Source organism: Desulfovibrio sp. X2, assembly GCF_000422205.1.
Lineage (GTDB): Bacteria > Desulfobacterota > Desulfovibrionia > Desulfovibrionales > Desulfovibrionaceae > Alkalidesulfovibrio.
Map to the genome: position 1 here is coordinate 1 of NZ_ATHV01000028.1, position 26,408 is coordinate 26,408.

The 26,408-nt window shown below is 69.5% G+C and carries 27 protein-coding genes; 24 read left to right on the forward strand and 3 right to left on the reverse strand.

All coding sequences use genetic code 11. The annotated features are described in order from the left end of the window. Positions 1 to 194: 194 nt before the first annotated feature. Positions 195 to 596, reverse strand: a complete 402-nt coding sequence (locus DSX2_RS10160) for a VOC family protein (RefSeq protein WP_020880941.1) — start codon at positions 594 to 596, stop codon at positions 195 to 197. Between the two features lie 153 nt (positions 597 to 749). After that, positions 750 to 2,447 carry a radical SAM protein gene (locus tag DSX2_RS10165; protein ID WP_020880942.1) on the reverse strand — a complete coding sequence of 566 codons (1,698 nt, stop codon included), beginning with the start codon at positions 2,445 to 2,447 and terminating at the stop codon, positions 750 to 752. 271 nt (positions 2,448 to 2,718) lie between these two features. Between DSX2_RS10165 and DSX2_RS10170 the strand changes: the two genes are divergently transcribed. Genes DSX2_RS10170 through DSX2_RS10180 form a run of 3 tightly spaced genes read left to right on the forward strand, consistent with a single transcriptional unit; the run spans position 2,719 to position 5,774 of the window. Then, a complete protein-coding gene (locus DSX2_RS10170) occupies positions 2,719 to 3,135 on the forward strand; it encodes a cytochrome c3 family protein (RefSeq protein ID WP_020880943.1) in 417 nt (138 codons plus the stop codon). After that, the gene (locus tag DSX2_RS10175) at positions 3,132 to 4,106 is read left to right on the forward strand and encodes a hydrogenase small subunit (RefSeq protein ID WP_020880944.1); all 975 of its coding nucleotides are present in this window, start codon (positions 3,132 to 3,134) and stop codon (positions 4,104 to 4,106) included. Before DSX2_RS10170 ends, DSX2_RS10175 begins: the two co-directional genes overlap by 4 nt. A gap of 9 nt (positions 4,107 to 4,115) precedes the next feature. After that, entirely contained in the window at positions 4,116 to 5,774 is a 1,659-nt protein-coding gene (locus tag DSX2_RS10180) for a nickel-dependent hydrogenase large subunit (RefSeq protein ID WP_020880945.1), read from the forward strand. A gap of 90 nt (positions 5,775 to 5,864) precedes the next feature. Here the strand turns inward: DSX2_RS10180 and DSX2_RS10185 are convergent, their stop codons facing one another. Continuing rightward, a complete protein-coding gene (locus DSX2_RS10185; protein WP_020880946.1) occupies positions 5,865 to 6,200 on the reverse strand; it encodes a hypothetical protein in 336 nt (111 codons plus the stop codon). Positions 6,201 to 6,424: 224 nt separating this feature from the next. Here DSX2_RS10185 and DSX2_RS10190 point away from each other — a divergent pair, with 224 nt between their 5' ends. The 21 genes from DSX2_RS10190 to DSX2_RS10290 all read left to right on the forward strand — a co-directional run bounded on the left by DSX2_RS10190 (position 6,425) and on the right by DSX2_RS10290 (position 26,386). Further along, entirely contained in the window at positions 6,425 to 7,372 is a 948-nt protein-coding gene (locus DSX2_RS10190; RefSeq protein ID WP_020880947.1) for a LysR family transcriptional regulator, read from the forward strand. A gap of 443 nt (positions 7,373 to 7,815) precedes the next feature. Then, positions 7,816 to 8,742, forward strand: a complete 927-nt coding sequence (locus DSX2_RS10195) for a LysR family transcriptional regulator (protein ID WP_020880949.1) — start codon at positions 7,816 to 7,818, stop codon at positions 8,740 to 8,742. 10 nt (positions 8,743 to 8,752) lie between these two features. Further along, positions 8,753 to 9,808: a radical SAM protein gene (locus DSX2_RS10200; RefSeq protein ID WP_084486543.1), complete on the forward strand. Its 1,056-nt coding sequence runs from the start codon at positions 8,753 to 8,755 to the stop codon at positions 9,806 to 9,808. Positions 9,809 to 9,965: 157 nt separating this feature from the next. Then, entirely contained in the window at positions 9,966 to 11,534 is a 1,569-nt protein-coding gene (gene ffh / locus DSX2_RS10205) for a signal recognition particle protein (protein ID WP_020880951.1), read from the forward strand. 65 nt (positions 11,535 to 11,599) lie between these two features. Next, positions 11,600 to 11,839: a 30S ribosomal protein S16 gene (gene rpsP, locus DSX2_RS10210; RefSeq protein WP_020880952.1), complete on the forward strand. Its 240-nt coding sequence runs from the start codon at positions 11,600 to 11,602 to the stop codon at positions 11,837 to 11,839. Between the two features lie 111 nt (positions 11,840 to 11,950). Continuing rightward, a complete protein-coding gene (locus DSX2_RS10215) occupies positions 11,951 to 12,184 on the forward strand; it encodes a KH domain-containing protein (protein WP_020880953.1) in 234 nt (77 codons plus the stop codon). An 11-nt stretch (positions 12,185 to 12,195) separates the two neighbouring features. Next, a complete protein-coding gene (gene rimM, locus DSX2_RS10220; RefSeq protein WP_020880954.1) occupies positions 12,196 to 12,777 on the forward strand; it encodes a ribosome maturation factor RimM in 582 nt (193 codons plus the stop codon). Between the two features lie 63 nt (positions 12,778 to 12,840). Continuing rightward, a complete protein-coding gene (gene trmD, locus DSX2_RS10225) occupies positions 12,841 to 14,118 on the forward strand; it encodes a tRNA (guanosine(37)-N1)-methyltransferase TrmD (RefSeq protein ID WP_020880955.1) in 1,278 nt (425 codons plus the stop codon). A gap of 75 nt (positions 14,119 to 14,193) precedes the next feature. Beyond that, positions 14,194 to 14,541 (forward strand): 50S ribosomal protein L19, encoded by a 348-nt coding sequence (gene rplS / locus DSX2_RS10230; protein WP_020880956.1) that lies wholly within the window; start codon positions 14,194 to 14,196, stop codon positions 14,539 to 14,541. A gap of 204 nt (positions 14,542 to 14,745) precedes the next feature. Further along, entirely contained in the window at positions 14,746 to 15,330 is a 585-nt protein-coding gene (locus DSX2_RS10235; protein ID WP_035041770.1) for a ribonuclease HII, read from the forward strand. Next, positions 15,309 to 15,752, forward strand: a complete 444-nt coding sequence (locus DSX2_RS10240) for a YraN family protein (RefSeq protein WP_020880958.1) — start codon at positions 15,309 to 15,311, stop codon at positions 15,750 to 15,752. Before DSX2_RS10235 ends, DSX2_RS10240 begins: the two co-directional genes overlap by 22 nt. Before the next feature lie 570 nt (positions 15,753 to 16,322). Further along, on the forward strand, positions 16,323 to 18,056 hold the full coding sequence (gene ilvB / locus DSX2_RS10245) for a biosynthetic-type acetolactate synthase large subunit (protein WP_020880959.1): 1,734 nt from the start codon (positions 16,323 to 16,325) through the stop codon (positions 18,054 to 18,056). After that, complete coding sequence (gene ilvN, locus DSX2_RS10250) at positions 18,049 to 18,399, forward strand: acetolactate synthase small subunit (RefSeq protein WP_020880960.1); 351 nt, start codon at positions 18,049 to 18,051, stop codon at positions 18,397 to 18,399. The genes ilvB and ilvN overlap by 8 nt, the downstream gene beginning before the upstream one ends. Positions 18,400 to 18,573: 174 nt before the next feature. Beyond that, positions 18,574 to 19,437: a 16S rRNA (cytidine(1402)-2'-O)-methyltransferase gene (gene rsmI / locus DSX2_RS10255; protein ID WP_020880961.1), complete on the forward strand. Its 864-nt coding sequence runs from the start codon at positions 18,574 to 18,576 to the stop codon at positions 19,435 to 19,437. Positions 19,438 to 19,449: 12 nt separating this feature from the next. After that, positions 19,450 to 20,217: a PTS system mannose/fructose/sorbose family transporter subunit IID gene (locus tag DSX2_RS10260; RefSeq protein ID WP_020880962.1), complete on the forward strand. Its 768-nt coding sequence runs from the start codon at positions 19,450 to 19,452 to the stop codon at positions 20,215 to 20,217. Positions 20,218 to 20,278: 61 nt separating this feature from the next. Continuing rightward, positions 20,279 to 20,590, forward strand: a complete 312-nt coding sequence (locus DSX2_RS10265) for an HPr family phosphocarrier protein (protein WP_020880963.1) — start codon at positions 20,279 to 20,281, stop codon at positions 20,588 to 20,590. Position 20,591: 1 nt separating this feature from the next. Next, a complete protein-coding gene (gene ptsP, locus DSX2_RS10270; protein WP_020880964.1) occupies positions 20,592 to 22,373 on the forward strand; it encodes a phosphoenolpyruvate--protein phosphotransferase in 1,782 nt (593 codons plus the stop codon). Further along, positions 22,374 to 22,838, forward strand: coding sequence for an SsrA-binding protein SmpB (smpB, locus tag DSX2_RS10275; protein WP_020880965.1), 465 nt, complete (start codon positions 22,374 to 22,376; stop codon positions 22,836 to 22,838). It begins immediately after the preceding gene. A 172-nt stretch (positions 22,839 to 23,010) separates the two neighbouring features. Further along, complete coding sequence (locus tag DSX2_RS10280) at positions 23,011 to 23,508, forward strand: rubrerythrin family protein (RefSeq protein ID WP_020880966.1); 498 nt, start codon at positions 23,011 to 23,013, stop codon at positions 23,506 to 23,508. A gap of 209 nt (positions 23,509 to 23,717) precedes the next feature. Beyond that, complete coding sequence (locus DSX2_RS10285; protein WP_020880967.1) at positions 23,718 to 25,106, forward strand: FAD-binding oxidoreductase; 1,389 nt, start codon at positions 23,718 to 23,720, stop codon at positions 25,104 to 25,106. After that, positions 25,106 to 26,386 carry a (Fe-S)-binding protein gene (locus DSX2_RS10290; protein ID WP_020880968.1) on the forward strand — a complete coding sequence of 427 codons (1,281 nt, stop codon included), beginning with the start codon at positions 25,106 to 25,108 and terminating at the stop codon, positions 26,384 to 26,386. Before DSX2_RS10285 ends, DSX2_RS10290 begins: the two co-directional genes overlap by 1 nt. Positions 26,387 to 26,408 lie beyond the last annotated feature (22 nt).

Genomic DNA, 26,408 nt, shown 5'->3' on the forward strand with positions numbered 1-26,408 from the left:
AAGGGGGAGAAGGAACCCTTTGAAAAGGGTTCCTTCTCCCCCTTCCCCACGAAAATCGACGCCGCATCATACCCTGGGCGCTCAAAAGGCGTCAGATGCAAGGAGCAAGGAACGCCCAAGCCCGACGCGTATTCCCCATACGCGAGGGTTTGGGCGTTCCGCAGCGACGCAGCGGATGGCGTCTTTTCAGCGTCCTAGGGCATGGAATAGGCGGCGATGCACAGCACCGCGCCCTGCGGGTCCTGGAACACGCCCATGCGGCCCACGTCGGGCACGTCGAAGGCCGGGACCAGGACGCGGCCGCCGTGCTTCTCCACCAGCGAGAGGGTGTCGTCCACGTTGTCCACGGTGACGTAGCTGCCCCAGTGCGGCGGGATGTTGTGCTCGCCTGCAGGCATGGACATCATGCCGCCCGCCCAGCTCTCGCCCACCTTGGCCGAGGTGTAGGTGCCGCCCGCCATGGGGCTGTTCCCGCCGATGACCATCTCCTCGTAGGTCCAGCCGAAGAGCGCGGCATAGAATTTCTTGGCCGCCTCCACGTCCGTGGTCATCAGTTCGTTCCAGGAAAACGCGCCGTGCGTATGCATGGGATCCATGTCGTGCCTCCATGGCATATGGGTTCATGGTTCAAAAACTCGGACCCATGCTATCCCAGAAAAGGACGGCCAGGGCAAGGCGGATGCCGGGGAAGGGGAGCGCGGCGGGGGGCGTTGCCCGCGGGGGCTTCTGGCGGCGCTTCGGCAGCCGCCTCAATCGTCGCTGAAGATGCAGTGTATCTTCAGCTCTGGGCCCTGCTCCTTCACGAGCTGTCGGCGGATGCTCTCCTGGTAGGCCTTGCTCAGGATGACCACGTCGCCCGCGTGGCGCCCGATGTCCGCCGGGTTTATCACCGGCCTGCCCAGGAACTCCTTGCCCCAGGACGACTTGTCGTTGTCCGCGAAGGCCGCGAAATGGAGTTCGCCGAGGCGGCTGTCCGCCAGAATGCGCGCCGCGGCGCCGCCCGTGCCGAAGCCAACCACCGGCCGCTCCCCGAGCTCGTCCACGAGCGCGTCGATGCGCCGCTGCGTCCTGCCCCACCAGAAGGGCCGGAAGCGGACCGAGGCCTGTGGCGCGGAGCGCGCGAGAACGTCGGCGTACTTCGCCTGGAGGTTGGTGGGGGCGCAGACGAGCACGTTGCCGGTGTATCCGGCGATGTCTTCGGCCCTGCGCAGGGCGTGGCCGCAGTAGCTGCCGGGGAATTCCGTGAAGTCGTAGACGGCCTGGAGATGCTTTTGCTCCGGCCGCATGGTCAGGGCGCCGAGCAGGCTCGTGTCCGTGCCGAAGACGACGTAGGGCTCGCCGTCGAAGGCCGCGCCGAGCCAGTCGGCCAGGGCCTCGTCGCTCTCGCCCATCGCGGCGGAGCTCATGGTGTAGGTCTTCTGCGCCAGGTTCCGGGCCAGCGTCTCCCCGGCCTCGGCCAGGTGGGCGGCCGCGGCCGGAAAGTCGTCGCCGCAGGCCGCCACGGCCGCGTCGAGGTGCTCCTTCCAGCCCGAGCCCTCGAGAAGGTGCGGGAAGGCGAAGATGTTCTCGTCCAGGTAGTTGTCGCGGCAGGTGCCGAAGGAGGGCGTGAAGCCCAGCTCGCGCGCCAGGTTCACGATTCCGGCCAGGTGGGGCAGGGACGAGCGCATGATGACCGAGACGGTGGTCACCTGCCAGCCGGGCTTTTCGCGCGCCATCTCCGAAACCATCCGCAGGTTGGCCAGGAGGCGGTTCCAGCTGCCGCCCACGCGGATCTTCCCGTAGTCCTCGCCCGTGGCCTCAAGGCTCAGCATGAGGTGTATCTTCTCGAGGCGTTCGAGCAGTTCGCGCTGCGCGTGCAGCAGCAGGCCATTGGTGTAGACGCGAAGGGCCGGGCCCCGTGGCGCCTCGGCCGCGGCCGCGATGACGGCCAGGGCGTCGCGCGTGAGGAAGGGCTCGCCCCCGGCGATGATCATCTCTGCGACGTTCTCCCAGCCCAATCGGTCCAGCGCGTCCAGCAGGGCCGAGGCGTCGATGCCGTCGCGGTCGTGGTCCGGCTTGCTCGGGTAGCACATCACGCAACGCAGGTTGCAGCGCAGCGAGGTCATCAGGTTGTAGACCCTGGGCGGCGCCGCGAAGTCCGCTTCGCCCGCCTCGAAGGCGCGCCTTGAGGCCTCATGCGCCGCGGGCGTCGCCCCCCGGCCCTCGAAGGCGGGGAAGTCCGGCATGTGCCCGCCGCCCCGCACGCAGGCCTCGCACGGCGTCCCGGCGATGTCGCGCCCGGCGAGCCGCGCCCGCAGCTCGCGCATCTTCGCGCCGTGGTAGAGTTCCATGATCCCGTCCTGCGAGATGTCCAGTCCCTCGGGCTGGAAGAGCAGGGAGCAGCACGGGCCGAAGACGTTGTGGCCGAGCAGGAGGTAGTGCCAGGGAAAGGCGCAGATCGGTCGCATGTCGTTCCTTCGGCTCGCGGGAAAGGGAGAGCGCGCGGGCCGCGTCGGCGGCCGTGCCCGGACAGACTAGCAACAGGGGGCGCGCAAGCGCAAGCGCGGGCCGAGGCTCCTCCTGCTGTCCTGCAACGGGGTGGTTTCACCGCGGATTTTGCACGACCAGTTAGAAGGTGCGCAGTCGCGCTCGGATATGGTGGAATAATCATACCAACTTCCGCATCGGGGACATAGGCAAGGCGAAAGCACAAGGGGAAAGAATTTTTTCGGAGGGGGTATGAAACAGCTCTTGCGTATTCTCGTGTCGTTGGCCGTCTTCGCCCTGTTGCCTGCCTTGCTGGCGGCCTATGAAGTACCTGCCGAGATCGTCATCAAACGTCCGAAGAATCTCGAGGCGCAGTCCTCCTGGGTGGGGAGCGTGCAGTTTCCGCACGGCCTGCACGCGGTGATGAATCCGTGCCGGGCCTGCCACCATATGGAGACGGACAGCACCCTGGGCAATTTTCTGCCGTGCACCCAGTGCCACAACCAGCCCGGCGTCAAGGGCTCGAGCAGCTTCTACCTGGCCTTCCACAACTCTCGGACCACCAGTTGCCTCGGTTGTCACAAGGAGAAGCGCCTGAAGCGGGAGGCCATGCCGCCCATCTCGTGCACCCGGGGCTGCCACAAGCTGAAGCAGGGAGGCAAGTCATGAGCGCGAGCGCCCGCATCGAGGCGAAGCTGCTGGAGCGTCAGGTCGGCGGAGAGCGCATGTCCCGTCGCGATTTCATCAAATTCTGCTGCATCGTGGCCACGGCCATCGGCATGGAGGCGAGCCACGGCGCCACGGTGGCCAGGGCCCTGGAGAGCAAGACGCGGCCGAGCGTCATCTACATGCACGGGGCCGAGTGCACCGGCTGCACCGAGGCCCTCCTGCGCTCGGTGGATCCCTACTTCGACGTCCTGATCATGGAGACGATCTCCCTGGACTACTGCGAGACCATCATGGCCGCCGCCGGCAAGGCCGCGAACGAGGCCCTGGAGAAGGCCATGCAGAATCCCGCTGGCTATTTCTGCACCATCGAGGGGGCCATCCCCATGCGCGGCGGCGGCGTCTGGGGCCAGGTGGGCGGAGAGACCATGCTCTCGCTGTTCGCGCGCGTGGCGGGGGGGGCCAAGGGCGTCATCGCCATGGGCACCTGCGCCAGCTTCGGCGGAATCCAGGCCGCAGAGCCGAATCCCTCCATGGCGGTGGGCGTGGGGGAGGCCCTTGCGGCAATGGGCGTCTCGCCCATCAACATCTCGGGCTGTCCGCCGAACCCCATGAATTACGTCGGCACGGTGGCGCATCTGCTGACCAAGGGCATGCCGGAGCTGGACGAACTCGGGCGGCCCAAGATGTTCTACGGCTCCACGGTCCACGACCAGTGCGAGCGGCGCAAGCACTTCGACGCGGGCGAGTTCGCCCCGTCCTTCGACTCCAGGGAGGCGCGCGAGGGCTGGTGCCTGCATCTTCTCGGCTGCCGCGGACCCTACACCTACAACAACTGTCCCACGGCCCTCTTCAACCAGACCAACTGGCCCGTGCGCGCCGGGGCGCCCTGCCTCGGCTGCAGCGAGCCGGACTTCTGGGACACCATGGCCCCGTTCAACCGCGACGTCCGCATGAAGGGCGAGAAGGCGTAAGGAGGCGACATGAGCGGGAACAAGGCGTCAGGCCGCATCACCATAGATCCTGTCACGCGCATCGAGGGGCACCTGAAGATCGACGTGGAGCTGAAGGACGGCGTCGTCTCCAACGCGTGGTCCAGCGCCCAGCTCTTCCGCGGGCTCGAGCTCATCGTCAAGGGACGGCCGCCCGACGACGTGCACAACTACGTGCAGCGCACCTGCGGGGTCTGCACCACGACCCATTCCCTGGTCAGCATCCGCGCCGTGGAGAACGCCATGGGGCTGAAACCTCCGGTCGCGGCGGAGCTCGTGCGCCTGCTGATCCTCGGAACCCTCGTGGTGCACGACCATCTCGTGCATTTCTACCATCTGCACTCGCTCGACTTCTTCGACATGGCCGACGCGCTGAAGGCCGATCCCGTGGCCGCGGCGCGGCTCGCGGGCGAGGTCTCGGGGCGGGAAGCCCAGCCCGGCGACTACTTCGTGGTCCAGTCGCGGCTCAAGAAGTTCGTGGGCTCGGGCCAGCTCGGCTGGCTCTCCAACGCCTACTCCCTGGGCGGCCATCCCTCCTACCGCCTGAGCCCGGAGGAGAACCTGGTCCTTGCCGCCAACTACCTCCAGGCCCTGCGCGTGCAGGCGAACATCGCCAAGTCCATGGCCATCTTCAGCGGCAAGAATCCCCACTCCCAGACCATGCGCGTGGGCGGCGTGACCTGCTACGACAGCCTGCGGCCCGAGAGGCTGGCCGAGTTTCGCGCCCTGCACGAGGAATCTCTGGAGTTCATCAACCACAACTACGTGGGCGACCTGACCATCCTCGGCCGCCGCTATCCGGAGGCGGCCGCCTATGGGCGGACCACGAATTTCCTGGACTTCTCGGACTTTTACGACCCCGAGACGGGCAAGAATCCGTTCTTCCGCGGCGGGATCATGTGGGCCCGGGACTTCAGGCGGGTGGAGGAGTTCGACCCGGGCGAGATCAAGGAGCACGTGACCCGTGGCTGGTACAAGCCGAGCCCGCCCGCCCATCCCTACGACGGGGTCACCGATCCGGACTATACCGGCTATGACCCCGACGGCAGGTATTCCTGGGCCAAGGCCCCGCGCTACAAGGGCGAGCCCATGGAGACCGGCCCCCTGGCGCGCCGCGCAATGGCCTATGCCCGCGGGGACAAGGAGACCGTGAACCGCCTGAATGCCTGGTTCTCGGCCTGCAGGCTCGAGCCCGAAAACCTGTTCTCGACCATGGGGCGGACGGCCGCGCGCATGGTAGAGGCGGTGATCCTGGCCAACAGGATCCCCGGCTGGCTGGACGAGCTCGAGGCCCGCGCCAAGGCGGGGCCGGTGGAGATATTCAAGCCCTGGAAGATGCCGGACTCGGCAAGGGGCGTGGGCTTTTGCGCCGTGACGCGGGGCGGGCTCTCCCACTGGATCCGCATCGAAAAAGGCAGGACCGCCAATTACCAGCTGGTCGTGCCCAGCACCTGGAATCTCGGGCCGCGCTGCGCCGCGGGCAAGCTCTCGCCGGTCGAGGAATCGCTCGTGGGAGTGTCGGTGGCCGATTCCGATCGGCCTGTGGAGCTTCTGCGCACGGTGCACTCCTTCGATCCCTGCATCGCCTGCGCCGTGCACCTCATCGAGGCGGACAAGGCGGACGCGACCCGGATCATCCGGGTCGTGTAGGCGACCTCGTACACCGCTCGCCCGGACGCCCGGAGCGTGACCAAAAAGGCCGCCAGAAATGGCGGCCTTTTCGCGTCCATGCGCGGCGCCTCATTTCCCGGCCACTGCCGTGGCCTCGCCCGAGAGGCCGCAGGCGCGGCTGCAGCGTTCGCGGCAGGCGGCGTAGTCCTCCTGCTCCTCGTCGCAGATGAGCGTGCAGGCGAAGCACAGGGTGGGGGCGTAGCCGCTCGCCAGAACGCCCTCGCGCGCGCCCCAGTACTGCAGACAGAAGAGTTGTTCCGTACTGCCGAACGCGAGGCTGCGTTCAGAGCAGCGCGATTCTATCTCTGCTCGTCTGTCGTTGGCGTTTACGGAGCATGAAAAAAGCACGAGCAAGAGCGCAGCAAAGACGCAGGATGAGATCATGGAACGTATACAGACGTTCATTTGTTTCTCCGTACTGAAAAGTTGCGTCAGGTTTCGGCAACCGACGTGTCCATTTACTGCCATGTACCGTTTTCGTAGCAGTGCAGGACGTCTTGACCTTTTGTGTACGGGAAAGTAGAAGGCGAAATCCAACGACGTTTTCCGAACACGTCGTTCTCTTTTTCCGAAGACGGCCCCGTGCGGGCCCGCGTGTCCCCGCGCAGGGAGAACAGGAGGCAGGGGCGATGGACTTGAACCAACTCCGTTCCTTCGTGGCCGTGGCCGAGGAAGGGCACCTGACCCGGGCGGGCGAGCGGCTGCACCTGAGCCAGTCGGCCCTGAGCGGGCAGATCAAGGCCCTCGAGGAAGAGCTCGGCCTGTCGCTCTTCAGGCGCACGCCGCGCGGCATGCAGCTCACGGACGCGGGCGCGCGCCTCATGGCGCGGGCAGGCGCCGTGCTCGACGCCTCGCGCGCCGTGTTCGAGGAGGCCGCGCACCTGCGCGGCGAGGTCACGGGCAACGTGCGCATCGGCCTGAACACGGACGCCCCCTTCCTGCGCGTGCTGCACCTGCAGGAGGACCTTGCACGCCGCCATCCCTGCCTCTCCCCGGAATTCGTGCAGAGCCAGTCCGTGACCACCTCCGAGGCCCTGCGCCACGGCGACCTGGACTGCGGCTTCTGCTTCGGCGACCGCGCGGACGAGGGCATCCACAAGGAGCTCATGGCCCGCGTGGAGATAGTGGCCGTGGGCCCGGCTGCCTGGCGCGACAGGATCGAGGGCGCGGGCGTGGCCGAGCTGGCGGCGCTGCCCTGGCTGTGGACCACGAGCGACTACTGCCCCTGCTACGTGGACGGCGAGGCCCTGTTCCGCGCGCACGGGGTGTGCCCGAACACGGTCCTGCGCTCGGACACCGAGGACGTGCTGCGCGAGCTGGTGGTTGCGGGCAGGGGCATGGCCTTCCTGCGCCGCGACATGGCTGACGCCCTGCTGGCCGAAGGCTCGGCAACGGCCTGGCAAAGCGGACCTCCGCTCTCCGTGTCGCTTCACCTGGCGTTTCTCGCGCGGCGCGGGGCCGACGCCGTGATCGCGGCCGTGGCCGGTTCGGCGCGGGCCGTGTGGCGGACCTCCGCCGCCTGCTGCCGCGAGGCGGTCTCGATGAACGAGGCCGTCATGGTTTCTTCTCCGGCGTGAGCCAGCAGGAGAAGCAGGACGAATCCGGCGCAGAGGGCCAGGGCCAGGGCCAGGCGGAAGAGTTCGGACATGGCGGGTGCTCCCTTCGTTTTCGTTCCTCGGATGATCGATCCGTCCAGTGTGACGTCCGCAAAATACGCAGAGCCGTATTTTGCGGGAGATCGCTGCACCGAAAACGTGGTTTTCGGCTTGCTCACGCCGCCGCAGCTCTGCTGTCGGCATCCGTAAGACTCGCGCCTGAGGGCGCTCGCCTAACGGCTGCCGCTGGCGGCGGAACCGGGCGAATGCACGGTTCACGTGTCGCGTACGACTCCTGCGCGGCATGTCGACTTTTTTCACGGACGCGACACTAGCAGCCGCCGCGCGCCGGAACCCATGGCAATGTTTCGAAGCAGGCCTTCGGAAAAATCGAAGACCCGGAAGGGACGGGGAGCGGAAGGCACGTGGAGCTCTATCAACTGAGATCGTTCCTGGCCGTGGCCGACGAGGGCGGGCTGGCCCGCGCGGCCGACCGCCTGCACCTGAGCCAGTCCGCGCTCTCCACGCAGATCCGCGCCCTGGAGGAGGAGTTCGGCGTGCCGCTCTTCGCGCGCACGCCGCGCGGCATGCTGCTCACGGCGCAGGGCAGGGCGCTCCTGCCCCGTGCGCGCGAGGCCGTGCGCGCCGCGCAGGAGGTGCTGTTCGAGGCGCAGCGCATGGCCGGAGGGCTCGTCGGCGACATCTCCGTGGGCATCCCCACGGACCCGGACTTCCTGCGCGTGGCCGCCGTGGAGTCGCTGCTCAGCGGCGCCCATCCCGGGCTGCGCGCGCGGATCATGACCATGATGTCCATGCGCCTGCCCCAGGCCCTGCGCGAGGGCGAGCTGGACGCGGGCTTCCTCTTCTGCGCCGAGCCGCCCGCCGGGCTCGACATCCTTCCGCTCGGCGAGACGAGCATGGTGGTGGCCTGCCCGTCCGCCATGGCGGAGCGTGTGGCGGAGGCGGACTTCGCCGCCCTGGCCGAGCTGCCCTGGATCTGGGCCGAGTCCGGCTGTCCGTACTACGCCGCGGGCCGGGCGCGCTTCGCCGAGCTCGGGGTCAGGCCGCACGCCGTGGCCGCCTCGGACAGCGAGGAGGTCATCCAGAGCTTCGTCTCGGGCGGTCGCGGGCTCGCCTTCCTGCGCGCGGACAGGGCCAGGGCGCTCGAGGCCGAGGGCCGGATCGCCATCTGGGACCGTGAGCCCCTGGGCACGCGGCTGTTCCTCGGCTGCCTCGCGGAGCGTCGCGCCGAGCCCGCGCTCTGCGCCCTGTTCGAGGCCGCGGCCGCGGTCTGGGCCGCTCCGGGCGCGGCCGAGGACGCGGCGCTTGCCTCGGCCCCGGGGACGCCGTAACGTCGCCGCCATGCCGATGCCGCTGACCATCCGCAGCCTGGCCTCCGGGGGCATCATCACCACCTATCGCTGCGGCTCGCGCTGCGCCCACTGCCTGTACGACTGCGGGCCGCACCGCCGCCATGCCTTCATCGAGCCGGACGAGGCCGCCCGGGCCGCGCGCACGGCCAGGAGCCTCGGGTGTTCGAGCCTGCACGTGGGCGGGGGCGAGCCCTTCCTGAACCCGGAGAACCTGCGCGAGGTCCTGCGCGCGCTGCGCGGGGAGGGGGTGCGGCTCGAGTACGTGGAGACCGGGGCCTGCTGGGCCGGGCGCGAGGACGCGGCCGCGGACCTGCTGGCCGAACTTCGGGCCGCGGGGCTGCACAGCCTGCTCGTGAGCATCAGCCCGTTCCACAACGAGCACGTGGATTTTTCCCGCACCCGCGCGGTGCTTTCCGCCTGCGAGCGCAGCGGCGTGCGCGCGCTGCCCTGGGGCGCGCAGTTCTACGGCGAGATCGAGGCCCTGGGCGAGGGGCGCCACAGCCTCGCCGAATACGGGGCGCGCTACGGGGCCGACTATCTGCGCGCCGTCCCGGAGCGCTTCTGGGTGCACATGGGCGGGCGGGCGCTGGCGACGTACCGGCCGTACATGGAACACCGCCCGGCCGACGAGGCGGCGGCCGCGTCCGGCCCCTGCACGGCCCTGGCCGACGTGAGCCACTTCCACTTCGACCTCTGGGGCAACTACGTGCCCGGCCTGTGCGCGGGTCTCGCCCTGCGGCGCGAGGACGTGGGCAGGCCGCTCGAGCGCGAGCGCTACCCGCTGCTCTGGCTGCTCTGGGACGAGGGCGTGCGCGGGCTTTTGCGCGCGGCGCGCGAGCGCGGCTTCGCGCCCGAGGCGGAGGGCTACGTCTCGGCCTGCGACCTGTGCACCGCCTGCCGCCGCTTCCTCTACGCCGCGGGCGACTTCCGCGAGCTCGCGCCGTCGGGGTTCTACCGCAGCCAGGGGCAAGGGCCCGGCCCTTCGTCCGGGCCCCTGCAATCCCAGGCCCCGTACCCGCTTGACTCTGCCTGCGAAGTCCAGTAACCAGCACCGTCTTTCCGACGCAGGTGGGTGAATTGCGCCCTGCGTCCGCCCTGCGCCGGCCCTTGGCCCGGCGCGTAAAACGCCCGGGAGGCGAGACGGGGCGCGGATCGGAAGGCCTCGAGCCTGCCCTGTTTCCCGCGTCCGTGGAGTGTGTTCAGTGTTCGAGAGTCTTGGCGATCGGCTCGAAGGAGTATTCAAGAAGTTCCGCGGTCAGGGCAAGCTGACCGAGGAGAACGTCGGGGAAGGCCTGCGCGAGGTGCGTCTCGCGCTGCTCGAGGCCGACGTCAACTTCAAGGTCGTCAAGGACTTCGTCGAGCGCGTGCGTGAGCAGGCCCTGGGTGTGGAGGTCATGCGCAGCCTCTCGCCCGGCCAGCAGGTTGTCAAGATCGTCCACGAGGAGCTCATCCGGCTGCTCGGCGGAGAGACCACGGAGCTGGACCTGCGCGGCAAGCCTCCCGTGGGCATCATGATGGTCGGCCTGCAGGGCTCGGGCAAGACGACCTCCGCGGGCAAGCTGGCGCTGTGGCTTCGCCGCGAGAAGAAGATGAAGCCCTATCTGGTCCCCGCGGACGTCTACCGTCCCGCGGCCATCGACCAGCTGACCAAGCTCGCGGCGCAGATCGCGGTCCCGGTCTTCCCGTCCACCACGGCGATGAATCCGGTGGACATCTGCCGCGAGGCGCTCGCCCGCGCGGCCGAGGAAGGCTGCAACGTGGTGCTCTTCGACACCGCGGGCCGCCTGCACATCGACGAGCCGCTGATGCAGGAGCTGGCCGACATCAAGGCCACCTGCGCACCGAGCGAGATACTTTTCGTGGCCGACGCCATGACCGGCCAGGACGCGGTCAACGTGGCCAAGAGCTTCGACGACCGCCTGGACGTCTCCGGCGTGGTCCTGACCAAGATGGACGGCGACGCGCGAGGCGGCGCGGCCCTGTCCATCAAGTCCGTGACCGGCAAGTCGGTCAAGTTCGTGGGCATGGGCGAGGCCCTGTCCGAGATGGAGGTCTTCCATCCGGACCGCATCGCCTCGCGCATCCTCGGCATGGGCGACGTGCTGACCCTGATCGAGAAGGCGCAGGGCTCCATCGACGAGGAGGAGGCGCGCAACCTCGAGGAGAAGCTGAAGAAGGCTTCCTTCAACTTCGAGGACTTCCGCGTCCAGATGCGCCGCCTGAAGAAGCTCGGCTCACTCGAGGGGCTGCTCAAGATGATCCCGGGCATGGGCAAGATGGCCCAGCAGCTCGGCGACATGAGCGTGCCCGAGAAGGAGCTCGGCCGCGTGGAGGCCATGATCGGCTCCATGACCGTGGCCGAGCGCGAGAATCCGGAGCTCCTGAACAAGAGTCGCAAGGCGCGCATCGCCAGGGGCTCGGGCGTGAAGGCCTCCGAAGTGGACCAGCTGGTCAAGAATTTCGAGCAGATGCGCAAGATGATGCAGTCCATGATGGGCGGCGGCAAGGAGGGCAAGAAGAAGGGCAAGTTCGGCCTGCCCGGAATGCCCAAGATGCCCGGCCTGCCCCAGGGCATGCAGATGCCCCGCGGCATGCCCGGCATGCCGCGCGGACTGTCCGGAATGGGCGGCGGAATGCCCGGGATGTCCGGCCTGCCCGGCATGGGCGGGATGCCCGGAATGCCCGGCGCGGGCGCGGGCGGAGAGTCCCCCTCGCGCGGCTCGACCAAGAAGAAGAAAAAGGACCGCAAGAAGAAGAAAAAGCGTCGCTAGGGCGCGCTTGCCTTTTCGCTTGCATTTTCAGGCAACATCAATAGTATTGTAAAAGGAGAATAGGAATGGCTCTGAAGCTGCGTCTGACCCGTCTGGGCTCGAAGAAGCGCCCGTTCTACCGGATCGTCGCCGTGAACAGCGAAACCCGCCGTGACGGCCGTGCGCTCGACTATGTGGGACACTACAACCCCATGGTCCAGCCCGAGGAGATCGCCGTGGACAAGGAGAAGGTCGAGATGTGGATGGCCCGTGGCGCCACACCGTCCGACACTGTCCGCTCGCTCTTCAAGAAGGCCGGCATCTAAAGCGGGGCGGGGGCTTGCGCCCCCTCTCCCCTTTGCCGACCCATCCGACCGGCGGAACGCGAGCGACCCGAACGCGCCAGCGAGGCGCGTCATCTGACTGCGGAGGTTCCGATGTTGAAAGACCTGATCGAGTACATCGCCAAGTCGCTGGTGGATCAGCCCGATGACGTGCACGTTTCCGAGATCGAAGGCGAACAGACTTCGGTCATCGAACTCAAGGTAGCCAAGGAAGACCTGGGCAAGGTCATCGGCAAGCAGGGACGCACGGCACGCGCCATGCGCACCATCCTGGGAGCCGCCTCGACCAAGGCCCGCAAGAGGTCGGTCCTGGAAATCCTGGAATAGTCCACGCCTCGATGGCGCACGAGAACCGCATCCTCATAGGTGAGGTCGTGAAGCCGCACGGGCTTCGTGGGGAACTTTGCGTGCAATGGCACGCTGAGTCCCCCGAGCTCTGCGACGACCTGCCCAGAGTCTGGCTCGCGCCGGCCGCCGGCCGGGCCAGGTCTTTTGCCATCGCCTCCTGGCGCATGCACCAGAAACGCCTTTTGCTCACGCTCGCGGGCATCGACGGCCGCGACCAGGCCGAGGCCTGGCGCGGCGCGCGCGTATATGCCGACGCCGACGACCTGCCTTCCGTGGACGAGGGCGAAGTCTACCTGCACGAGCTCATCGGACTGTCCGTGCAGGACGAGTCCGGCGCCGTGCTCGGCAGGCTCGAGGCGGTCATGGCCGAGCCCCAGGAGGTCTGGACCATCCGCACCCCCTCGGGCGAGGAGATCCTCTTTCCCGCGCGGCCCGAGTTCGTCTCGGAGATCGACCTGGACGCGGGCACGGTGACCGTGAACCCGCCTCCCGGCCTGCTCGACCTCTACCTGGGCGGCGACGCGTCCGGCGAAGCCGGAATCCCGGCGGACGACGGCGAGAGCCGGGACTAGGTCCGGCAGGGCAGGGGGGCTTCGCGGCCTTTCGCCCCGGCCAGGCCCTCCACCGAGGTCTGCATGCGCATCACCATCCTTTCCCTCTTCCCCGAGTTCTTCGACTCGCCGCTCGCCTCCGGCCTCATGGGCAAGGCGCGCGCCAAGGGCGTGCTCGACGTCTCTTGCGTGAACCCGCGCGACTTCGCGCAGGGAAAGCACAAGAGCGTGGACGACTCGCCCTACGGCGGGGGGCCGGGCATGGTCATGCAGCTCGATCCCCTGGCCAGGGCCGTACGCGCGCTGCCCGAGCCCGGCCGCATCCTGATGCTCTCGCCCAAGGGCAGGCCCATGAGCCAGGCGCTCGCGCGCGAGCTTGCCGCCGAGTCCGCCCTGACGCTGGTCTGCGGCCGCTACGAGGGCATAGACTCCCGCTTCGAGGAGCTTTTCCCGGTGGAGCCCGTGTCCGTGGGCGACTTCGTGCTCAACGGCGGCGAGGCCGGGGCGCTCTGCCTGCTCGAGTCCGTGGCCCGGCTCCTGCCCGAGTACATGGGCAAGGAGGCCTCGGGCGAGGAGGAGAGCTTCAGCAGCGGGCTGCTCGAATATCCTCATTACACGCGGCCCGAGGAGTTCGAGGGGTGCCGCGTGCCCGACGTGCTGCTCTCGGGCGACCACGCGCGCATCGCCTCCTGGCGGCGCGAACAGTCGCTCGCGGCGACGCTCGACGCCCGGCCGGAGCTCCTGGCGGAGGCCGATCTTTCCCGCGCCGACCTCTCCTTCCTGCGCGCCCTGCCGCGCGCGAAGCCCGGCCGGAACCTGCATGTCGCGCTGCTCCACCACCCGGTCATGACCGGCGAGCGCAAGGTGGGCACGACGTCCTTGACCAATCTCGATTTGCACGATATAAGCCGCGTTTCCCGCTCGTACGGGGTCTGCAGCGTGTTTGCCGCAACGCCCCTGGAGGACCAGAGGGCGCTGGCCGAAAGCCTCGTCGCCCACTGGACGACCGGGCCGGGAGCTGCGGCGAACCCCGATCGGGCCGAGGCGCTGAGCCTCGTGCGCATCGTACCGGACCTTGAGACGGCCGTGCGGGAGCTGGCCCGGGAGACGGGCAGGCCGCCCCTGGTGGTGGCCACCAGCGCGCGCGGCGCGGGCACGATCACCGTGCGCGGGCTTCGCGAGCGGCTGGCAGGGGAGGCGGTGCTCCTCCTCCTCGGGACCGGGCACGGCCTGGCCCCGGAAGTGCTGGATACGGCGGACTTCACGCTCCGCCCCATACGGCCCTTCGGCGATTACAATCACCTGCCGGTGCGCGCAGCAGCGGCGGTCCTCCTGGACAGGCTCCTCGGGGACCACGGGTAGGGCGCAGGCAAGGCGCCACGGGCAACGACGATAGTAACGACGCATGCGTCATGAGAAATAGGAGAGGTTCTGGTCATGGACATCATCAAGCGTCTTGAGAACGAGCAGATGCGCCTCGACATGCCCGAGTTCAAGTCGGGCGACACCCTCAAGGTCCACTTCCGCATCATCGAGGGCGACAAGGAGCGCATCCAGGTCTTTCAGGGCGTGTGCATCCGTCGTCACCGCGGCACCACCGGCGCCACCTTCACGGTGCGCAAGGTCTCCGACGGCGTGGGCGTGGAGCGCATCTTCCCCCTGCATTCCCCCTTCATCGAGCGGGTCGAGATCGTGAGCGAGGGCAAGGTTCGCCGCAGCCGCCTCTACTACCTGCGCGACCTCAAGGGCAAGGCCGCCCGCATCAAGTCCAAGCGGGCCTACTAGCCAGCCACGGCGCCTGGCCCCGGGATTCCGGGGCCTGCGCCCCGGCTTCGTCCGGGCATGGCACGTCCCCGCCGCGGCCAGGCCGCCGGTCATCTTCTTCTGTCGCTGCCGTCCTCCTCTGGAGCGGACGGCAGCGATGCTTTTTCCGTTTTTCCGTCCGATCCGGCCAATCCGGCTGATCCGGGCCGTCTCCTCGCCTGCGGCATCGACGAGGCCGGGCGCGGCTGCCTAGCCGGGCCCGTGGTCGCCGCCGCCGTCATCCTTCCCGAACGCTTCGACCTGCCGGGGCTGACCGATTCCAAGGCCCTGACCGAGGCCAGACGCGAGGCCCTGGTGCCGCTGATCACGGCCCAGGCCACGGCCTGGCGGCTCGGCTTCGTCTGGCCCGCCGGTCCCGCGGGCATCGACGCCCTGAACATCCTGCAGGCCACCTTCCTGGCCATGTCCAAGGCCGTGCGCCGCCTGCCCGTGAGGCCCGCGCGCCTTCTCGTGGACGGCGACAAGACCGTGCCCGAGCGCTGGCTCCCCGGCCCCTACGCCCAGGAGGCCATCGTGGGCGGCGACGCCCTCGTTCCGGCCATCTCCGCCGCCTCCGTCCTGGCCAAGACCTTCCGCGACCGGCTGATGCGGGTGCTGGACCGCCGCCATCCCGGCTACGGACTGGCCGGGCACAAGGGCTACGGCACCAAGGAGCACCGCGAGGCCCTGCGCCGCCTCGGCCCCTCCGCCTGCCACCGCATGACCTTTGCCGGAGTGGTGGAGGACCAGTGCCGCCTGCCCGGAACGTAGGGCCCAAGGCCTCCCATCTGCTTCTGGGCGAGCGCGGCGAGGCCGCTGCGGAAAAGCTCCTGCGCGCAAAGGGCTACCGCGTGCTCTACCGCAACTGGCGCGCTGGCTCCCTGGAACTCGACCTCGTCTGCCGCACGGGCAGGACCGTCGTCTTCGTTGAGGTTAAGGCGCGCGGCGCGGGAAGCCGCGGCTCGCCGACCGACGGCCTGACTCCCGCCAAACGTTCGCGCCTCGCCCGCGCCGCGGCCCAGTGGCTGAGCGCCCACGACCTCTGGGGCGCTCCCTGCCGCTTCGACCTCGTGGCCGTGCACGCGGCGAAAGGGGAGGGCGGCGAGCCCGGAACCCTCGAGTGTGAGCACTTCGAGAACGTCATCGACATCGCCGAGGCACTCTCCGCCCAGGGTTCCTGGCAACCCTGGTGACAGGACGCTGAAAACGCGCCGTCTGCTGCGTCGCTGCGGAAAAGTCGCACCCTCGCGTATGCGCGAATACGCGTCGGGCGCGACTTTTCCTTGCTCCTTGCATCCGACGCGTTTTGAGCGTCCTGTCGCGTGGAGCTTCCGCACATCATGTTCTGCGGCCTGCCGCGCCCGGGTGGCCTGTGCCCTGCCGTCGGTCGTGACGCTTGCGAAGCGGGTCAAGGGCATCGCCCTTGTGCGGGAGGGTGCAGGGAGGGGCGCATAGCCCCTCCCTGCCCGCCGGAGGCATTCCCGGTCGTGCAAAATGCTTGACGCGGGTTTCGACTTGGTGCAGCCTCCCCTGTAACGGAAGAAACGGAACAGACCCATGCATACCCAGAACAGCCTACGCGTCACCGCCCTGAACACCGCCGTCGTACTCGACGTAGCGGTCGTCGTCGTTGTCGTCGTTGGCGAGGGTGCGCCGTAGCGGGTCGAATCGGTAGAGAACCGGAACGAAAACCCCCGTCGGCGCACCCGGCGGGGGTTTCGCCGTTTCAGGCCCCCCGCCCCCGCCCCGGGCAGGAGGTCAGCATGCCGAGCCTCACAGGTGCACAGATCGTGGTCCGTCTTCTGGAACGCCAGGGAGTCCGCCACGTCGCGGGCATTCCCGGCGGCGCCAACCTTCCCCTGTACGACGCGCTTTCCGAGAGCACGCGAATCCGCCACGTGCTGGCGCGCCACGAGCAGGGCGCGGGCTTCATCGCCCAGGGCATGGCCCGCGTCACGGGCCATCCGGGCGTCTGCCTGGCCACCTCCGGCCCGGGCGCGACCAACCTGCTCACGGCCGTGGCCGACGCCAAGCTCGACTCCGTGCCGCTGGTCTGCCTCACGGGCCAGGTGCCGGGCAGCCTTCTGGGCGAGGATGCCTTCCAGGAGGTGGACGCGTACGGCCTGGCCATCCCGGTGACCAAGCACTGCTTCATGGCCAGAAGCCCTGAGGAGCTTCTCGAGATCATCCCGGAGGCGTTTCGCATCGCGGCCTCGGGCCGCCCCGGACCGGTGCTCGTGGACCTGCCGCGCGACGTGCAGACCGCGAGCGCGACCTTCGAGGCCTGGCCCGATCCCGGCCTGCCCGCGCCGCCGCCCCTGGCGGCCGAGAGCGACCTTGGGCAGGCGGCCGGGCTCCTCGCGGCGGCCAAGCGGCCCATGCTCATCGTGGGCAACGGCGTGGTCCAGTCCGGCGCCGGGGATGCCGCGCGCGACCTCATGGAGCGCCTGGACATGCCCGCCGTGGCCACGCTGCACGGGCTCTCGGCCATGCCGGGCACGCATCCGCTCTTCCTCGGCATGCTCGGCATGCACGCCTCGCGCGGCGCGAACACGGCGCTCGAGGAGTGCGACCTGATCCTGGCCGTGGGCTGCCGCCTGGACGACCGCGCCACCGGCCGCCTGGACCGCTTCTGCCCGGACGCCGCCCTGGTGCACGTGGACATCGACGCCAGCGAGATCGGCAAGCGCCGCGCGGCCTCGGCCTCCATCGCTGGCGACGCGGGCGCGGCGCTCGCGGCCCTGGCCGGGCTGCTGCCGCGCATGGAGCGCCCCGCCTGGCGCGAGCGCGCGGCAGAGCTCAAGCGCGAGCACGGCCTGCGCCTGCCGGGCAGCGACGATCCGCGCTCGAGCTACGGCGTGCTGCTGGCCGCGGCCCGCGCGGCGGGCGAGAACGCCCTGGTGGCCACGGACGTGGGGCGGCACCAGATGCGCACGGCCCAGGCCTGGCCGCACTTCCGTGCGCGCGGCTTCCTGACCTCCGGTGGGCTCGGGACCATGGGCTTCGGCCTGCCTGCGGCCATCGGCGCCTCGCTGGCCGCGCCGGACCGTCCGGTCGTCTGCGTCTCGGGCGACGGAAGCCTGCTGATGAACGTGCAGGAGCTGGTCACGGCCGTGGAGCAGGGCGCGCGGGTGAAGATCCTGCTCATGGACAACGGCGGCCTCGGCCTCGTGCAGCAGCAGCAGGACCTCTTCATGGGAGGGCGCATCTTCGGCTCGCGGTTCGAGGCGCGCGCGGACTACGTGGCCCTCGCCCGGGCCTTCGGCGTGCCCGCCTTCGACCTGGCCGACGTCGCCGACCCCGAGGCGGCTCTGGCCGAGGCCTTCGCCGCGCCCGGCCCCTGCCTCGTCCGCTGCGCCGTGGAGGACGACGCCCACGTGCTGCCCATGGTCCCGCCGGGCGGGGCCAACTGCGAAATGATCTGCGAGCTTGCAAGCGAAACCGCCTGCGTCGCCAAGGGCGACGCCACGGCCGACAAGGAGGCCGCCCATGTCTGATCCCAACCATGATTCCATTCTGGGGAACGCGCCGGAGAACCTGACGTCCGATCCCCGCTCCGGGGCCCACGGCGGGGCCGTGCTGGAGCTGACCGTGAACAACCACCCCGGCGTCATGTCCCACGTCTGCGGCCTGTTCGCGCGCCGCACCTACAACGTGGAGGGCGTTGCCTGCCTGCCCGTGAACGGCGGGGAGACGAGCCGCGTCTGGCTCCTGGTGCGCGAGGACGAGCGCCTGCCCCAGGTCGTGCGCCAGGTGGAGAAGCTGCACGACGTGCTGGCCGTGACCCGCCACGACGACGGGCACCCGGTCTTCGCCGCGCTGTCCTCTTTCGTGGCCTGAGCAGGGGAGCGGGCTAGGAGCCGGGCAGGGGAGGGGGCCTTTCGTCCTCCGCCCCCGTTGCCCGGACCGCCGGGAACTATCATCCCTGCGCCCTTCCTGCCGGGGCGGCGCTGTGATAGGCAGGTGTGCGCCGCGCGGCGGCATGGATACGCATCGAGGAGCAGGGAGAGACAGGTGACCGAGGAACGCGGGCCGGACAAGCCGGCCGCAGGGCTCTACGTGGTGGCCACGCCCATCGGCAACGCGGCGGACCTCTCGCCGCGCGCGGCGGGCGTGCTGGCCGGAGCGGACATGATCCTGGCCGAGGACACGCGCCGCGCCGGGCTGCTGCTCAAGCGCCTGGGCATCGCGGGAAACCGCTTCGTGTCGTTTCACGACCACAACGAGGCCGAGCGCCTGCCCCAGGTGCTCGGGCACCTGCGCGCGGGCGGCAGCGCGGCCCTGGTCTCGGACGCGGGCACGCCGCTCCTCTCGGACCCCGGATACCGCCTGGTCGGGGCCTGCCGCGAGGAGGGCATCCGCGTCTCGCCCGTGCCCGGGCCGTGCAGCTTCGTGGCCGCGCTCTCGGCCGCGGGCCTGCCGCCGCAGCCCTTCGTCTTCCTGGGTTTTTTGCCGCGCTCGGCAGGCGACGTGAGAAAGACGCTCGCGCCCTTTGCCGCGCTTCCGGCCACGCTGGCCTTCTTCGAGCGCAAGTCGCGCCTGGCCGCGAGCCTGGGCCTGGCCCACGAGGTGCTCGGGGAACGCACGGTCTGCGTGGCGCGCGAATTGACCAAGGTGCACGAGGAGTTTATCTTGGGCGAGTTGTCGGCCCTGGCCCGCGACTGCCCCGACGTGCTGGGCGAGATCACCGTCCTGGTGGGCCCGCCGCGCGCTCCGGGGGAGGCCTCGGAGGACGACATCGAGGCCGTGCTGGCCGAGGAGGCCGCACGCGGCGGCAAGCCCCGCGAGGTGGCCCGGCGCGCCGCGGCCCGCCTGCCGGGGACCACGGCCAAGGAACTCTACGGTCGCCTCGCTGCCGCGGCCTCCCGCAAACCCTGACCCGCGCGCGCCATGACCCATACCCTGGCCAGAACCCCGGACCGCCGGACCCTGATGACCTGCTTCGCGCGGACGTATCTGGTCATGGCCGCCTTCAACACCAAGGGCATGCAGAACATCGGCCTGGTCTCGGCCATGGAGCCGGGGCTTCGGGCCATCCACGAGGACCCGGCGGCCCTTGCCCGGGCGCGGCGCCGCTACCTCAAGCACTACAACAGCCACCCCTTCTGGACGCCGCTCCTGGTTGGCCTGTTCCTGGCGCTCGAGCGCGACATCGCGCGCGGCTCGCTGCCTCCGGAGATGCTCGAGCAGGTCAAGGGGACCACCGTCTACACCCTCTCGGCCATCGGCGATTCGCTCTTCGGCGGCACGCTGCAGGCCACCTGGGCCCTGGCGACCATCTGTCTCCTGGCCTCTGGCAATCGGACCGGAGCCGTGCTAGTAGGGGCCGTTTTGTTCGTCGCCCTGCAGGCCTTCAAGCTGACGGGCTTCTGGCTCGGCTGGCGGGACGCCTTCAAGGTCCTGCCGAGGCTCAAGCGACTGAACCTGATCAACTGGGGACGGCGCCTCAAGTACGTCAACGCCCTGCTCCTCGTCCTGCTCTGGGCCATCGTCTGGCCCGGGGAGGTCGTCTGGTGGAGCTGGCTGGCCACCGTGGGGCTCCTGTCGGCCGCGGCCTGGCTCGTCTCGCGGCTGCTCGTGATCCGCGAGCTTCTGGTCGTCCTCGTCATCGGAGCCATGGCCTTCTGGCCCTGGTTCGTGCGCGCCGTGGCGCATTGACCCGGCAACATTCGAGAGTACGCGGTCCGCGAAAGCGGCCCGCTCGTGATAGTGGAGAGAAATGAACAGCCAAGCGACCCGACACGAAGACAGCGGCGAACCCCCCGCCGTGCTCCGCCACGTCTGCGTCCTCGACGAGATGGGGCTGCACGCGCGTCCCGCGGCCCGGCTGGCCCAGGAGGCGCAGAAATTTTCCGCCGACATCAGGCTCGTCTCCGGCAAGCAGGAGGTCGACGCCAAGAGCATTCTGGACATCCTGACCCTGGCCGTGGGCAACGGCGCGAAGGTGGCCATAAAGGCCGTCGGAGAGGACGCGGAAGAGGCCATCGAGCATCTGGAGCGCCTGTTCCGCAACAAGTTCCAAGAGGACTAGCGTGGCCAAGGCAGTCATCAAGGGCATCCCGGTCTCGGCGGGCATCGCCATCGGGAAGGCGCTCTTCCTCAACCGCAACCGCTTCGAGAACGTCCCTCGCCGGGCGCTCCCGCCGCACGTCGTGCCGCTGGAGCGCGAGCGCCTGACGCAGGCGTTCCTGGACACGGCCAAGGACCTGGAAGCGGCGCGGGAGAAGATCCCCCTCGAGCTGCGCGACCACGCGGGCATCATCGACTCGCACCTGATGATTCTGAAGGACCCCAAGCTGCGCGGGGCGGCCGAGAAGTATCTCGAGGAGCACGCCATCTGCGCCGAGTGGGCCCTGGAAAAGGCCGTGGCCGACGTGCGCCGCGCCTTCTCCGCCCTGGACGACCCCTACATCCGCGAGCGCATGAACGACGTGCGCATGGTGGGCGAGCGGGTCATGGTCCACCTCATGGGCGACGAGCCGGACTTCGGGGCCATCGAGGACCGCGTGGTGCTCATGGCCCACGACCTGGCCCCGGCCGACACCGTGGAGCTCGAGGTCGACAAGATCATGAGCTTCGCCACCTCGCTCGGCGCCAAGACCTCGCACACCGGCATCCTGGCGCGCTCGCTGCAGATCCCGGCCGTGGTCGGCGTGACCGACCTCGAGAAGTCCGTGACCGACGGCGACCTGGTCATCGTGGACGGGCTCAAGGGCCGCATCATCATCGAGCCCGACGACGAGGAGCTGAACCGCTACGAGACGCTGGGCCGCCAGTTCCAGAACTACCAGAAGAGCATCATCCGCTTCTGCCACCTGCCCGGCGAGACGCGCGACGGCTACTCCGTGTCCGTGCTCGCCAACATCGAGCTCTTCGAGGAGGTGGCCCAGGTGCTGGACAACGGCGGCGAGGGCGTGGGGCTTCTGCGCACCGAGTACCGCTACATGAACCGGCGCGAGCTGCCCACCGAGGACGAGCTGTGCGAGGAGTATTCCGACCTCGCCTCCATCCTCTCGCCGCGCACGCTCACGATCCGCACCCTGGACATCGGCGCGGACAAGATGTTCACCCATTTCGGCCACCTGGAAGAGACGAACCCGGCCATGGGGCTGCGCGCCATCCGCTTCTGCATGCGCTACCCGGAGGTCTTCAAGACCCAGATCAGGGCCATTTTGCGCGCCGCGGTCTGGGGCAACGTGCGGGTCATGTTCCCCATGATCTCGGGCCTCAAGGAACTGCGCTTCGCCAAGGGGCTCTTCCTCGAGGCCCAGGCCGAGCTGCGGCGCGAGGGCGTGGACTTCAACCCCGAGATCCCCTTCGGGATCATGGTCGAGGTGCCCTCCGCGGTCATGGTCTCCGAGTTCCTGGCCCAGGAGGTGGACTTCTTCTCCATCGGGACCAACGACCTCATCCAGTACTCCATGGGCATTGACCGCACCAACCGCTACGTCTCCTACCTCTACCAGCCGCTGCACCCGGCCATCGTGCGCATGATCAAGCACACCGTGGACGCGGCGCACGAGGCGGGCATCGAGGTGGGGCTGTGCGGCGAGATGGCCTCCGACCCCTTCTGCGTGCCCATCCTGATGGGCATGGGCATGGATTCCCTGTCCATGAACCCGCAGGCCGTGCCCGGCATCAAGCGCATCATCCGCCAGACCGACATGGACGAGTGCACCGAGCTTCTGAAGCTCGTGCTCGAGTCGCGCACCGTGAGCCGCACCAACCGCCTCGTGCGCGACATCATCTTCCAGCGTTTCCCCGAGGAATTGACCTTCTACACGTCCCTCCTGGACATCGAAGAGGCCCAGTAAATGAGTGGCACCGGCGCGTCGCGCAAGCTCGTCTCCGCCAACCGCAAGGCGCGGCACGAGTACGAATTCATCGAGACCTTCGAGGCCGGGCTCGCGCTCACGGGCTCGGAGGTCAAGTCCTTGCGCGCCGGCCGCGTCTCCTGGGGCGACGGCTACGTGGACTTCAAGGGCGACGAGGCCTGGCTCGTGGGCGTGAACATCGCCCCCTACGAGAACGCGGGCTATGCCCAGCACGACCCCGTGCGGCCGCGAAAGCTCCTCCTGCACGGCCACGAGATCCACCTCCTGCGCACGCGCGTGGAGCAGAAGGGGCTCTCCGTGGTCCCTGTGGCGCTCTTCCTCTCGCGCGGCCGCTTCAAGCTCGACATCGCCCTCGCCCGCGGCAAGAAGCTGCACGACAAGCGCGACGCCCTGCGCCAGCGCGACCTCGACCGCGAGGCGCGCCGGGCCATGGCCCGCGATTAGTCCCCGAACGGGCGCCCTTCGGCGCCCGCCTCGAAGGCCGCCCGCCGTCGCGAAAAAGAGATCGTGCCGTTTCCCGCACGAGTTCCCAACGAATTCTTTTTGCGCTACAAGTTCCGGAATCGTCGTTCTCCTCTCGACATAGGAACGACAACCACCAATCGAGGAGGATAGCATGTCCGACAAGACCATGGACAATCTGATGGAGGCCTTCGCCGGAGAGTCGCAGGCCAACCGTAAATATCTGGCTTACGCCGAAGTGGCGGACAAGGAAGGCCACCCCCAGGTCGCCAGGCTGTTCCGCGCCGCGGCCGCGGCCGAGACCGTGCACGCCCACTCGCACCTGCGCGTGGCGGGCAAGATCGGCAACACCGCGGACAACCTGAAGGACGCCGTGGCCGGCGAGACCCACGAGTTCAAGAGCATGTATCCGGCCATGATCACCCAGGCCGAGATCGACGGCAACACCTCGGCCGTGCGCAGCTTCTCCTACGCCAACGCCGTGGAGAAGGTGCACGCCGGGCTCTACCAGAAGGCCCTGGACAACCTCGGCAACGAGGGCAAGGTGGACTACTACGTCTGCCGCGTCTGCGGCCACACCGTGGAGAACGAGGCGCCCGAGAGCTGCCCCATCTGCGGCTCCGCCAAGAAGGCCTTCTTCAAGGTCGACTAGCCGCGCCGCGTGACGGCCCGCCCGGGGCCGGGAGCGCTTCGCCGCGCCCCGGCTCCGGGCGGCCTTCATCCCCGCGCGCCGCACTCTCCAGAGCCCTCCGCACTTGCCCTTCCCGCAAGAGATGACTACATTCTCCCGCGCCGCGGCGAAGAGAATCGCCGCGTCCGAACCGGCGGCGAAGAGTCCGCCGCCCCCCTGAACCGGCACGCATGCTCACCCCATCCCAACGCACTTTCCTGGAAAAGCTTTTCCCCGGCGACGCCGCGAGCTTCGGCCAGGCCCAGGCCGTGGTCCACGGCTCGGACGCCTCGCTGCTCGAAGGCCGCCCCTGGGGCGTGGTCCGCCCGGCGACGCCGGAGCAGGTGACCGAACTCATGGCCTGGGCCCAGGCGGAGCGCGTGCCCATCGTGGCGCGCGGCCGCGCCACGGGCGCCGTGGGCGGGGCGGTTGCCTCCAGGGGCGGGCTCGTGGTCTCCACGCTGCGCCTGAACCGGATCATCGAGATCTCGGCCGAGGACTTCGTGGCCGTGACCGAGCCGGGCGTCGTCACGGCCGAGCTGCAGAAGGCCTGCGCCGCAAGGCGCCTCTTCTACCCGCCCGATCCCGGCAGCGTGAACATCTCCACCATCGGCGGCAACGTGGCCACCTGCGCGGGCGGCATGCGCGCCGTGAAGTACGGCGTGACCCGCGACTGGGTGCTCGGCCTCACGGCCGTGCTGCCCGGCGGCCAGGTGGTGCGCTGCGGCGGCCGCTGCCACAAGAACGTGGCCGGGCTGGACCTCACGCGCCTCATCGTGGGCAGCGAGGGCACCCTGGCCCTGGTCACCGAGATCATCCTGAAGCTCACGCCCCTGCCCGAGGCCTCGGTCTCGCTGCTCGCGGGCTTCGCGGACATGGACGCGCTGCTGGCCGCGGCCTCGGCCGTGTTCCGCGCGGGCCTCCTGCCCACGGCCATGGAGTTCTTCGACAAGGGGACGATGCGCGCGCTGGAGCTGACCGCGCCCGCCGTGCCCTGGCCCTCCGTCGTGGACGGGGGCACGCAGGCCGCGCTGCTCCTGCGCCTGGACGGCAGCCGGGCCGCGCTGGCCGCGGACCTCGCCGCGCTCGACGCCGTGCTCGCCGCCGCGGGCACCACGTTCCGCGAGGCCGCGGGCGACGCGCCGTCCGAGGAGCGGCTGTGGGAGCTTCGCCGCCTGGTGAGCCCGGCCCTGCACAAGCTCGGCCCGGACAAGCTGCGCGACGACATCGCCGTGCCGCGCGGCTCCATCGCCAGGGCCGTGCACGCCTTCCATGAGATCGGCGAGCGCCTGGGCGTGACCGTGGTCTGCTTCGGCCACCTCGGCGACGGCAACGTGCACACGGACGTCATGTTCGACGGCTCGGACAGGCGCCAGTCCGATGCCGCGCACCGGGCCAAGGAGGAGATCCTGCGCGCCGTGGCCTCCATGGGCGGCACGCTCACGGGCGAGCACGGCGTGGGCCTCGTCAAGCTGCCCTTCCTGGAGCTGCAGCTGAGCCGCCCCGAGCGCGAGCTCATGCGCCGGGTCAAGGCGGCCTTCGATCCGTACGGCATCATGAACCCGGGCAAGGCCTTCTGATGGGCGACGCGAAGATTTCTCCCCGGACCGCACCCGGCCACGGAGCAGGCCACGACGCGGGGCACGGCGCGGGCCACAGGGCCGAGTGCGTGCACTGCGGCCGCTGCCTCTCGGTCTGCCCGCTGTTCGCCGCCACCGGGCTCGAGGAGACCGCGCCGCGCGCCAAGTTCCTCCTCGAGCGGGCGCTTGCGCACGGCGAGGCCGGGCTGTCCGAGGCCGAGGCCGTGCGCCTGGCCGGGCTCTGCCTCTCCTGCCGCCGCTGCGCCAAGGCCTGTCCCGAGGGGCTGGACGCGCCCGAGCTGGTGGCCGAGTTCCGGCGCACCCACCCGGGCTGGCAGTCCGCGCTCTGGAAGCTCTGGATCGGCCGCGCCTCCGCGCTCTGGCCCATGGGCAGCTTCCTCTCCCGGCTTCTGCCCGAAGCCGTGGCCGACGCGCTGCCGGGCAGGGCCGGGCAGGCCGTGGCCAAGCTGCGCGCGCTGCACGCGGCTCGCCGCGTGCGCCCCTGGCTGCGCTTCGCGCGGCCGGAAAATCCAGGGAACACCGCGCTTTCAGGTGAGAGCGGCAAGGCGCAGGGGCCTTGCGGGAAGGACGCAAAGGCCGTACTCTTCTCCGGTTGCACTGCGCGCCACCTGCGGCCGGACTGGAGCGGGAAGGCACAGGGGCTTCTGCGCGGCGCGGGCTTTGCCGTGGCCCCGGAACCGGATTTCGCCTGCTGCGGCTACACGCTCGGCAGCGCGGGCTGCGCGGCGGAGCAGCGCGCCGCGCGCGAGAGGAACCTCGCCGCCTGGCGCGCCGCGGGCCGTCCGCTGCTGGTGACCTTCTGCGCCACCTGCCGCGCGGGCCTCGCCGCCTACGCGGACGCCGACCTCGGCTGGGAACCGGGCGAGGCGGATGCCTGGCGCGCGGCCGTGCAGCCGCTGGCCGCGCTCCTGGGCGAGGCGGCCTTCACGGTCATGGTCGAGACCGCCCCGGCGCGCGCGCACTACCACCGTCCCTGCCACGCGCCGTCGGACGACCCGGACGAGGCCATGCTGCGCCGCGCCGCGGGAGACGTGCTCGGCCGGGTCTCGCGCGACAACTGCTGCGGGCTCGGAGGCGTGCTGCAGGTCGCGGCGCCCGAGCTCACCGGCAGGGTGGCGGAACAGGCCTGGAAATTTTTTGACGCGAATTCCGGGGATCAGGTCATCTCCGGATGCAGCGGATGCGTTCTTCAATTGATGTCCACCGCCCCCGGGGGCGTGGACGTGTGCCACTGGCTGGACGCCGTGGCCGATTCGTGATCCCCCCGGGCACATCCTCCAG

Bases quoted from the DNA above. Each gene is read 5' to 3' on its own strand.
- DSX2_RS10200 (WP_084486543.1), top strand. From the start codon at position 8,753: ATGCCGATGCCGCTGACCATCCGCAGCCTGGCCTCCGGGGGCATCATC.
- smpB (WP_020880965.1), top strand. From the start codon at position 22,374: ATGAGTGGCACCGGCGCGTCGCGCAAGCTCGTCTCCGCCAACCGCAAG.
- DSX2_RS10215 (WP_020880953.1), top strand. From the start codon at position 11,951: ATGTTGAAAGACCTGATCGAGTACATCGCCAAGTCGCTGGTGGATCAG.
- DSX2_RS10280 (WP_020880966.1), top strand. From the start codon at position 23,011: ATGTCCGACAAGACCATGGACAATCTGATGGAGGCCTTCGCCGGAGAG.
- DSX2_RS10175 (WP_020880944.1), top strand. From the start codon at position 3,132: ATGAGCGCGAGCGCCCGCATCGAGGCGAAGCTGCTGGAGCGTCAGGTC.
- DSX2_RS10265 (WP_020880963.1), top strand. From the start codon at position 20,279: ATGAACAGCCAAGCGACCCGACACGAAGACAGCGGCGAACCCCCCGCC.
- DSX2_RS10165 (WP_020880942.1), bottom strand. From the start codon at position 2,447: ATGCGACCGATCTGCGCCTTTCCCTGGCACTACCTCCTGCTCGGCCAC.
- DSX2_RS10260 (WP_020880962.1), top strand. From the start codon at position 19,450: ATGACCCATACCCTGGCCAGAACCCCGGACCGCCGGACCCTGATGACC.
- rpsP (WP_020880952.1), top strand. From the start codon at position 11,600: ATGGCTCTGAAGCTGCGTCTGACCCGTCTGGGCTCGAAGAAGCGCCCG.
- DSX2_RS10160 (WP_020880941.1), bottom strand. From the start codon at position 596: ATGGATCCCATGCATACGCACGGCGCGTTTTCCTGGAACGAACTGATG.
- DSX2_RS10185 (WP_020880946.1), bottom strand. From the start codon at position 6,200: ATGAACGTCTGTATACGTTCCATGATCTCATCCTGCGTCTTTGCTGCG.
- rimM (WP_020880954.1), top strand. From the start codon at position 12,196: ATGGCGCACGAGAACCGCATCCTCATAGGTGAGGTCGTGAAGCCGCAC.
- DSX2_RS10170 (WP_020880943.1), top strand. From the start codon at position 2,719: ATGAAACAGCTCTTGCGTATTCTCGTGTCGTTGGCCGTCTTCGCCCTG.
- ilvB (WP_020880959.1), top strand. From the start codon at position 16,323: ATGCCGAGCCTCACAGGTGCACAGATCGTGGTCCGTCTTCTGGAACGC.
- rplS (WP_020880956.1), top strand. From the start codon at position 14,194: ATGGACATCATCAAGCGTCTTGAGAACGAGCAGATGCGCCTCGACATG.
- DSX2_RS10190 (WP_020880947.1), top strand. From the start codon at position 6,425: ATGGACTTGAACCAACTCCGTTCCTTCGTGGCCGTGGCCGAGGAAGGG.
- DSX2_RS10290 (WP_020880968.1), top strand. From the start codon at position 25,106: ATGGGCGACGCGAAGATTTCTCCCCGGACCGCACCCGGCCACGGAGCA.
- DSX2_RS10285 (WP_020880967.1), top strand. From the start codon at position 23,718: ATGCTCACCCCATCCCAACGCACTTTCCTGGAAAAGCTTTTCCCCGGC.
- ilvN (WP_020880960.1), top strand. From the start codon at position 18,049: ATGTCTGATCCCAACCATGATTCCATTCTGGGGAACGCGCCGGAGAAC.
- trmD (WP_020880955.1), top strand. From the start codon at position 12,841: ATGCGCATCACCATCCTTTCCCTCTTCCCCGAGTTCTTCGACTCGCCG.
- DSX2_RS10180 (WP_020880945.1), top strand. From the start codon at position 4,116: ATGAGCGGGAACAAGGCGTCAGGCCGCATCACCATAGATCCTGTCACG.